The 8,047-nt window shown below is 74.4% G+C and carries 11 protein-coding genes; 4 read left to right on the forward strand and 7 right to left on the reverse strand.

What is annotated here, in order from left to right:
- Positions 1-419 precede the first annotated feature (419 nt).
- Positions 420-941, reverse strand: coding sequence for an NUDIX domain-containing protein (locus tag ACZ7JZ_RS35685; protein ID WP_470947244.1), 522 nt, complete (start codon positions 939-941; stop codon positions 420-422).
- 44 nt (positions 942-985) lie between these two features.
- The gene (locus tag ACZ7JZ_RS35690; protein ID WP_470947247.1) at positions 986-1,867 is read right to left on the reverse strand and encodes a helix-turn-helix transcriptional regulator; all 882 of its coding nucleotides are present in this window, start codon (positions 1,865-1,867) and stop codon (positions 986-988) included.
- A 146-nt stretch (positions 1,868-2,013) separates the two neighbouring features.
- Between ACZ7JZ_RS35690 and ACZ7JZ_RS35695 the strand changes: the two genes are divergently transcribed.
- On the forward strand, positions 2,014-2,991 hold the full coding sequence (locus ACZ7JZ_RS35695; protein ID WP_470947250.1) for an aldo/keto reductase: 978 nt from the start codon (positions 2,014-2,016) through the stop codon (positions 2,989-2,991).
- A gap of 125 nt (positions 2,992-3,116) precedes the next feature.
- Here the strand turns inward: ACZ7JZ_RS35695 and ACZ7JZ_RS35700 are convergent, their stop codons facing one another.
- Positions 3,117-3,464: a GNAT family N-acetyltransferase gene (locus tag ACZ7JZ_RS35700; protein ID WP_470947254.1), complete on the reverse strand. Its 348-nt coding sequence runs from the start codon at positions 3,462-3,464 to the stop codon at positions 3,117-3,119.
- A gap of 23 nt (positions 3,465-3,487) precedes the next feature.
- Positions 3,488-4,435, reverse strand: coding sequence for a pirin family protein (locus tag ACZ7JZ_RS35705; protein WP_470947256.1), 948 nt, complete (start codon positions 4,433-4,435; stop codon positions 3,488-3,490).
- Between the two features lie 99 nt (positions 4,436-4,534).
- Here ACZ7JZ_RS35705 and ACZ7JZ_RS35710 point away from each other — a divergent pair, with 99 nt between their 5' ends.
- Entirely contained in the window at positions 4,535-5,035 is a 501-nt protein-coding gene (locus tag ACZ7JZ_RS35710; RefSeq protein WP_470947258.1) for a carboxymuconolactone decarboxylase family protein, read from the forward strand.
- Between the two features lie 101 nt (positions 5,036-5,136).
- Here ACZ7JZ_RS35710 and ACZ7JZ_RS35715 read toward each other — a convergent pair whose 3' ends face one another.
- Positions 5,137-5,421 (reverse strand): hypothetical protein, encoded by a 285-nt coding sequence (locus ACZ7JZ_RS35715; RefSeq protein ID WP_470947261.1) that lies wholly within the window; start codon positions 5,419-5,421, stop codon positions 5,137-5,139.
- A 214-nt stretch (positions 5,422-5,635) separates the two neighbouring features.
- Positions 5,636-6,067 (reverse strand): hypothetical protein, encoded by a 432-nt coding sequence (locus ACZ7JZ_RS35720; RefSeq protein ID WP_470947263.1) that lies wholly within the window; start codon positions 6,065-6,067, stop codon positions 5,636-5,638.
- A gap of 214 nt (positions 6,068-6,281) precedes the next feature.
- On the opposite strand from ACZ7JZ_RS35720, the gene ACZ7JZ_RS35725 reads away from it, so the two are divergent.
- Positions 6,282-6,509, forward strand: coding sequence for a hypothetical protein (locus tag ACZ7JZ_RS35725; RefSeq protein ID WP_470947266.1), 228 nt, complete (start codon positions 6,282-6,284; stop codon positions 6,507-6,509).
- 332 nt (positions 6,510-6,841) lie between these two features.
- Here ACZ7JZ_RS35725 and ACZ7JZ_RS35730 read toward each other — a convergent pair whose 3' ends face one another.
- Complete coding sequence (locus tag ACZ7JZ_RS35730; protein ID WP_470947268.1) at positions 6,842-7,081, reverse strand: chaplin; 240 nt, start codon at positions 7,079-7,081, stop codon at positions 6,842-6,844.
- Between the two features lie 376 nt (positions 7,082-7,457).
- Here ACZ7JZ_RS35730 and sigK point away from each other — a divergent pair.
- The coding region (gene sigK / locus ACZ7JZ_RS35735; RefSeq protein ID WP_470947270.1) for an ECF RNA polymerase sigma factor SigK at positions 7,458-8,047 on the forward strand (590 nt) is incomplete at its 3' end.

Genomic DNA, 8,047 nt, shown 5'->3' on the forward strand with positions numbered 1-8,047 from the left:
GAGGCGCAAGGCACTCCGGCGCTCCGCGCCTCCGGTCTCGGGATGGCCTTCACCACCGGGCTGAAGCCCGGTGCACTGGCCAAGTCACCGGTAGCCCACCGGATCAGCGTGCCGGTCCGGACGGATGCGAACGGGCCTGCGGCCGGCCGGTGGTCGAGAAGGGGCCGGAACCTGGTCGTCCGGGTGCGGGACGGTGGCGTCGGCCCCGCCTGCAGGTAGGCTGCGCGTACCGCGGCGGGGGGCTGTAGCGCAGCGGTCGACGCGCCCATCTCATCAGGAGGGGAGCACGCCGGTTCGAATCCGGCTTGATCCCCCGCCGTGCAGTACGCGCCGCCGTTCAGCGGGGCGGGCAGTTCCAGTCCCCGTAGCCGGACGGTCCTCTCCCACCTGGGGTCCGGAAGGGTGCGCGGCAAGCCGGATCAGCGGCCGCTGGCCCCGCGCAGCCGCTGCGCGTGCCGGCGGACCAGCGAGGCGTCCCCCGGGAAGTAGCTGGACCAGTCCGCGTCCAGGGGCGTCCAGGCCGCCGGCTGTCCGTTCTCGGTGACCAGGGGCCTTGCCGCGCTCGCGATGGCGACGTACGACAGGCCGAGGGTCGCCGGCCACCCGGCGCGGTAGGAGCGCACCGTCGCCGCAGCGGGCTCGGGCAGCAGTTCCGCCTCGACGCCGGTCTCCTCCAGGAGCTCGCGGCGCGCTCCTTCCCGGGGTGTCTCCCCGGGTTCGACCCGCCCGCCCGGCGGAACCCACCCGCGCCACCGGTGGTGCACCAGCAGCACCCGGGCGAGCTCCTCGTCGAAGACCCACACCTCGGCCGCAAGCGGCTCCGAGGGCCCCCCGCCGAGGGCTGCCGCCCACCGGGCGGCCCCGTCGAACTCCATTGCCGCCAGCCGGACATCCGCGGCAGCAGCCTCCACCACCAGGCGGTCGAACGCATCACGATTCACCGGGACAGCCTGTCGGGAGGGGCTGACACCAGGGCCTGCGCCGGTCACACGGCTGCCGTCGGGGCGGGGGCCGGGGCGGTCGTGTCGAGGAGGAGCAGTGCGTCGTGTGCGGGGCTGCCGGGTTCGGCGGTGTAGACGCCGATGCGCTGTCCGGGCGTGCCCTCCACGTGGAGGGACTGTGAGGCGAGGGTGAGCGTTCCGACGCGGGGGTGGTCGAAGGTCTTCTCGACGGGCTTGCGTCCGGTGACCTCGTAGCGTTCCCACAGCCGTGCGAAGTCCGGGCTCTTGAGGAGCAGTTCGCCGACCAGGGCGGTGAGGTCCGGTGCGTCGGGGGCGGTGCCCGCGACGGCGCGCAGGCGGGCGGCGCAGGCGGCGGTCTGGTGCTCCCAGGCGGGGAGCAGGTCCCGGGCGGCGGGGTGGAGGAAGAGGTAGCGGGCGAGGTTGCGGTGCCTGGGCGGCCAGTCGTCCAGGCCTGCGTACAGGGCGAGGCCGCCGGGGTTCCAGGCGAGCAGGTCCATGCTGCGGCTGATGACGTAGGCGGGGTTCGGGCGCAGCGATTCGAGGAGGAGGTGCAGGTGGGGGCGGACGGTGCGGCCGGGGGCCGGGGGCGGCTGCGGGATGTAGCGGGCGGCGCGGGCGGCGAGTTCGCGCAGGTGCTGGTGCTCCTGGTCGTCCATGTGCAGGGCGCGGGCGAGGGAGTCGAGGACGGCGGGGCTGGGGCGGGTCTCCTTGCCGCGCTCCATGCGCACGTAGTAGTCGATGCTGATCCCGGCGAGGGTGGCCAGCTCCTCGCGGCGCAGGCCGGGGGTGCGTCGGACGCCGGTGCCGACGGTGAGGCCGACGTGCCGGGGGCTGGTCTGGGTGCGGCGGGCGCGCAGGAAGCGGCCCAGCTCTGCGCCCTCGGTGCGCGCGCTCTCGGTTGCCATGGCCCCAGTCTGACCCGCCGGGCACCCGGCCGGTGGACGGGAGGGGGGCCCTGCCGTTACCCCTGAAGAGGCCGCCCTGCCAGGGCGGTGGAGTACGCGGGAGGGTGGGGCGGGACGAGACGACACCGTGATCAGAAGAGGGCGAGATGCGTTACACGAAGATGCGCGACCTGGAGGTCTCCCGGATCGGTCTGGGCGCCATGGGCATGTCCCACGCCTACACCGGCCACGGCACCGACGACGCGGAGTCGGTCAGGACCGTGCACCGCGCGCTGGACCTGGGCGCCACGCACATCGACACCGCGGAGGCCTACGGCCCCTACACGAACGAGGAGTTGCTGGGGCGGGCGCTGAAGGGACGCCGGGACGGGGCGGTGCTGGCGACCAAGTTCGGGCTGGTCTCCCACACCGGCCGCGGCGCAGGGGTCCCGGACTCCAGCCCGGCCAGCATCCGCAGGGCGGTCGAGGGCTCGCTGAAGCGGCTCGGCACCGACTACATCGACCTGTACTACCAGCACCGGGTGGACCCGGACACGCCCGTCGAGGAGACCGCCGGGGCCGTGGGCGAGCTGATCGCCGAGGGCAAGGTCCGCGCCTTCGGCCTCTCGGAGGCGGGCCCGGAGACGATCCGCCGCGCCCACGCCGTGCAGCCGGTCACCGCGGTGCAGTCGGAGTACTCGCTGTGGACCCGTGGCATCGAGGCGCGGGTCCTGCCCGTCCTGCGGGAGCTGGGCATCGGGCTCGTGCCCTTCTCCCCGCTCGGGCGGGGCTTCCTGACCGGGACCGTCCGCTCCACCGACCAGTTCGACGCGGGCGACCTGCGGCGCGACAACCCGCGGTTCACGGGCGGGAACTTCCGGCACAACCTGGCGCGCGCCGCCGAGGTCGGGGCGCTGGCGGCCGAGGTGGGCGCCACCCCGGCCCAGGTGGCGCTGGCCTGGCTGCTCGCCCGGGGCGCCGATATCGCCCCGATCCCCGGCACCAGGCGGGTCAGCCGGATCGAGGAGAACGCCGCCGCCGACGCCGTCACGCTGACCGCCGGGCAGCTCCGCGCGCTCGACGGCCTGCCGCCCGCCGCCGGAGACACCCACACACCGGCGCAGGCGCGCCTGCTCGAACGCTGACGGCGGGCCCGCGTCGGCGTTGGCGGCGGACGTGCTCACAGCCGGCCGCCACCGCACCCGCACGAGACCCGCACCCGGCTCCTGTGCTTCGCCGGGCCGCACGCCGCGCGTCCCCCCGCGGCGTCTCAGCGTCCGAGCTGGGCGTCGAGCCAGGAGACGACTTCGGGGGTGGCGGGGTCGGTGATGTCGGCGAACTCCTGGTGCCTGGTAAGGAACTTGGCGACGTACGGGCATACGGGCACGATGCGCTTGCCGGAGGCGCGGACGTCGGTCAGGGCCTGCTCGACGAGGACCGCGGCCAGTCCCCGGCCGGCGTAGGCCTCGCCGGTCTCGGTGTGGAAGAAGACCCGCTGGTCGCCGCGGTCGCGGTAGGCGGTCAGCCCGGCGCGCTCGCCGTCGACGAGGATCTCGTAGCGGTGGCGGGCGTCGACGCGCCGGACGACGGGGGCGGCGAGGGAGGTCTGGTCGCTCACGGGGGTGCCTTTCGGTACGGGGTTCAGTGGCGGGAGGGGTTCTTGCGGGGTGCGATGACGGCATGGGGCAGCGCGGGGGCGGGCAGCCGGCTGCCGGGGTAGCCCTCGACGGTGCCGAAGCGGCCGGAGGCGCGCTCCCAGTCCTCCCGCGCCTCGACGATGTCGCGGTGGCTGCGGCCGATGAAGTTCCACCACATCACGATCTCCTCCTCGAAGGGCGGCCCGCCCAGCAGGACGGTGCGGGCCGGGCGGCCGGAGGCGTTGGTGAGGGTGAGGGTGGTGCGCCCCGGGGCGGCGTAGCCGAGTTCCGCGGGGAGGAGGGCGGTTCCGTCGAGGCGGACGTCTCCCTCGTCGACGAGGAGTCCGTGTTCGAAGGCGGGGTCGACGCCGAGGGTGACGGCGGCGCCGGCGTCGATGAGGACCTCGGCGCCCAGGAGCGGGGTGAAGGTGCGCACGGGTGAGGTCTCGCCGGCGAGGGTGCCCAGGAAGACGCGCAGCTCCGCGCCGTCCACGCGCAGCGGCCCGGGCGCGTGGTGCTGGAACTCGCTGGGTGCGTGGCGGTGTTCACCGGGCAGGGCCACCCACAGCTGGACGCCGTGGAGGACGGTGGTGGCGGGGGTGGAGACCTCCGTGTGGCTGATGCCGCGGCCCCCGGTCATCAGGTTGATCTCGCCGGGCCGTACGAGGGCACGGGTGCCCAGGCTGTCGCGGTGCTCGATCTCCCCGCTGAAGAGCCAGCTGGCGGTCTGGAGCCCGGTGTGGGGGTGGGGGGCGACGTCCATGCCCCCGGAGTCGGCGACCCGGTCGGGGCCGTAGTGGTCGGCGAAGCACCAGGCCCCGATGAGCGTCCGGGCCCGCTGCGGCAGGGTCCGCCGTACGGTCATGGCCCGCGGCCCGCCCAGCGGGACGTCCCGGGCCGTGAGGACCTCGACGGTCCCGGCCGCCCCGTGTCCGGCCTGCGTGTGATCCATCTCCCAGCGCCTCCCTCGGCTTAGTAGTTTCACTTTCAACAATTATGGGTGATCATAGCCCCCACGGCAACCCCGGACAACAGGTGCAAGGAGCGCGGCGTGAGCGAGACGGTGCAGGTCACGGCAGTCGACCGGGCCGACGGGCGGGTCTACCTCGACAAGCAGCACCCGGCCGCCTACCGGGCCCTGGTCAAAACCGCCGACGCCGTCCGCGCAGCGGCCGCCGAGGCCGGGCTCGACCGGATCCTGGTCGAGCTGGTCAACCTCCGCGTCTCCCAGCTCAACGGCTGCGCCTACTGCCTCGACGTGCACACCCGCGCCGCACTGCGCGCCGGGGAGGACACCCGGCGCCTCGGCGTGCTCGCCGCCTGGCGGGACACCGGGCTCTTCACCGCCCGGGAACGCGCCGCCCTCGCCCTCGCGGAGGCCACCACCCACCCCGCCGACGCCGCCGCCCAGGAACAGGCCTACGCACAGGCCCGCGCGGCCTTGAGCGAGGACCAGATCTCCGCCGTCATCTGGGCGGCGATCACGATCAACGCCTTCAACCGCGTCTCGATCCTCAGCAAGCACCCGGTACGGGACACGGCCGCGCGCTGAACCGGCGCGGGGCCACCCTCCCCCGCGGCCGTCGTGCGGCGCCGGCCCCGCGCGACCGGCCGTCCTGCCGCCCGCCGGCTCAGGACGGGCGGCAGAGCGCCTCACTGCCGCGGGTACCGGCCCCGGGCCGCCCTGCCGCCCGCACGGCGTCCCACGAGTCCGCCAGGCCGCCGGGGCTCTCCGATGCTGGCGCCGCCCCAGGCCAGCGAGGAACCCGTGCCGCCCCAGCACGGATTGCGGATGCTGACCGGCCGGCCGTCCGCGCGCACGTGGGACGACAGCAGGTGGCTCCGGAACAGGTCGTCCCGGGCCCGGGTCTGCTGCACGTGGGGGCCGTCGATGCGGTGGCCCACTCCGTGGACGAACACCAGCGGCATGGTCGCCAACCCCGTTTCCTGAAGCTCTCGATGACATCGAATCAGGAAATCCACACGGGCGAGCACGAAGGGCACTTCCGACGTCATCGACGGCCTCTCTCCTTCACCGCCCCCTTTCTGCTACGCCGGAAACCCGGCTTTCAGGGCAGCCCGTGCCCGGTGCCGGTTGCGGAGTTGCCGCGGAGCGTGCGGGCGCCGCTCCGGCGGGTCCGGCCCGCGGCAGTCACTCGACGGTCAGCGCGAACACGACGAGGGCGGGGAGGCCGAGGACCGCGGCCACCAGGGCCGCCACCGTGAGCGCGGCGGCCCCGTACACCAGCGTCTTGAAGCAGAACTCCCGGCACCGGCCGACTGCCGTGTCCGTACGCCATCCTGACGGGACGTCGACTCGGCCCTCGGCGAATGCCCGTGCGGCCCGCTCCACGTCCCCGGGGTGAAAGGAGTAGGTGGTCGGACCAGATCCCCACGTGCCCGTGCTCCGACCGCTCGAGGCGTTGTAGCGGACCCCGGCACGGCGGGCAGCGTCCGGCAGCCAGGCCTCGCGCACCGGCCACAGCCCGGCGACCCTCCTGCTGCTCAGCCAGGACTCCTCCGCGCACTCCCCGTGCTCCGAGGGCTCCGGCTCGGGTGCACCGGGATCCGGCGTGCTCGTCATGGCTCCCCCTCGGCTCGGCGGTCCTCCAGTACACACCCGCCGTCCGGAGCGCCGGAAGGGCACCGACCGCACCCGCGGACTGGGCCGGGAGAACGGCACTCTCCTCCGACCCGGGCGCCGGCACGGGAAGAAGCAGCAGGCGTTGCCCGCGCCGCGTTCGCGGGCGCTGCCGCCGCCGCATCCGGCAGTGAGGGGCTAGCGGTCTGGCGGAAAGGTGCAATCCGGGCGGCGGCCCGCGCCGAATCCCCCGTGCAGGGCTCCGGACGGGGCCCACTGCGCGTGGAAGTGGCACCAGGGCGCCTGGCACCACGGCTACCGCGACCACCACGGGAACTGGCACGACGGATGGTGGTCCGAGGGCCACTGGAAGCAGCACCGGGTGCCCGGCCCCTACGTGAGCCACTGGGTGCCCGCCCACTGGAACTGCCACGGCACGTGGTGAGCCGGGCAGGACCACCGTGGGGTTCCGGGGTTTCCGGAGCCCACCCCCGAGCGTCCGGCGGTGCTGCATACGCCGCTGCCGTCGGGCACCCTGGCCGCCCGGCACGCGCGCCGGATCACGGCGCACCTGTCCGCCCTGGAACCGGCCGTCTGCCCGGGCGGCATCGCCGAGGACCTCGTCCTCATCGTCTCCGAGCTGGCCACCGATGCGGTCCTGCACGCGAGGGGCCCCTACGCCCTCACCGTCAGCCTGGCGCCGGGGGCGCACTGCGGACGGCCGCCGCACAGGCCGCCCGCAGCCGGGCCGCCCGACGGCCTGCCCGCGGTGCGGCCTCAGCCGTTGATGCAGGTGTTCCCGAAGGCCGGGTTCAGCAGCCCGATGATGCTGACGCTGTTCCCGCACGCGTTGACGGGGATGTGGATGGGGACCTGGATGAGGTTGCCCGAGCCGACTCCCGGCGAGTACGCGGCCACGCCGTGCGCGTCCGCGTCGGCGGACGCCGCCGACGCGCCCGCCACCACGATCGCACCTGCTGCCAGGGCAGCGGCCAGAACCCGTCGTACACCAGCCATGTCTTCGTACCTCCTGTGGGGGTGTGCGGCCGCCCGGAAGTCCCGGGCGGCCCGTGGGGAGTCGGGTGAACGCATCCGGATCCCCTCTCAGCCCGTGCTTCGCCGCCCCCCGCGGCCCGGCTTGCCCGGAGGGGCCGGATTCCCCCCAACGGGTCAATCCCCCGCGTGCGGATGGCCGGAAAGCACCCATCCGAAGCCCCGGCGGCTACGAAGAACAAGCGACACACCCATCAGTTCAGGAGAGCCGGACCGTCCCCGGGGCGGTACGGTCCCGCACCAGCGACGACACGAGGACCGGCATGCGATGGACGCCCCGCCCCCCGACGGCCACCCCAGGCCGCCGCTTCACCTCCTCCCCCCGGCCGGAGTCCTGCAGGTGAACCAACCGATCCCCTTCACCGGCCGCTCCCGCGGCCCCGCCCGCGACGACCTCGCCGAGGTCATGCACAAGGTCGCGCACGGTGACAAGGAGTCCTTCTCCGTCCTCTACGACGCCCTCGCGCCCATGGTGTTCGGGATCGTGGTGAAGGTCGTGCGGGACCGGGCGCAGTCCGAGGAGGTGGCGCAGGAGGTGATGGTCGACCTGTGGCGGCAGGCGGCCCGGTACCGGCCGGAGGCGGGCAGTGTCGGTGCGTGGGCGGCGACGATCGCGCACCGGCGGGCCGTGGACCGCGTACGGTCCGCGCAGGCCGCGGCGGACCGTGAGCAGGCGCAGGCGGCCCGTGAGCACACCACCGCGTTCGACGAGGTGGCCGAGCAGGTCGAGACGCGGCTGGAGTCCGAGCAGGTGCGCCGGTGCCTGCGCGGGCTGACCGAGCTCCAGCGCCAGGCCGTGACCCTGGCCTACTACCGGGGACTGACCTACCGTGAGGTCGCCGAGGCCCTGCGCACACCGCTTCCCACCATCAAGACACGCATGCGCGACGGGCTCATCCGGCTCCGCGACTGCATGGGGGTGACCACGTG

The sequence above is a fragment of the Streptomyces sp. NPDC038213 genome, from assembly GCF_055600495.1.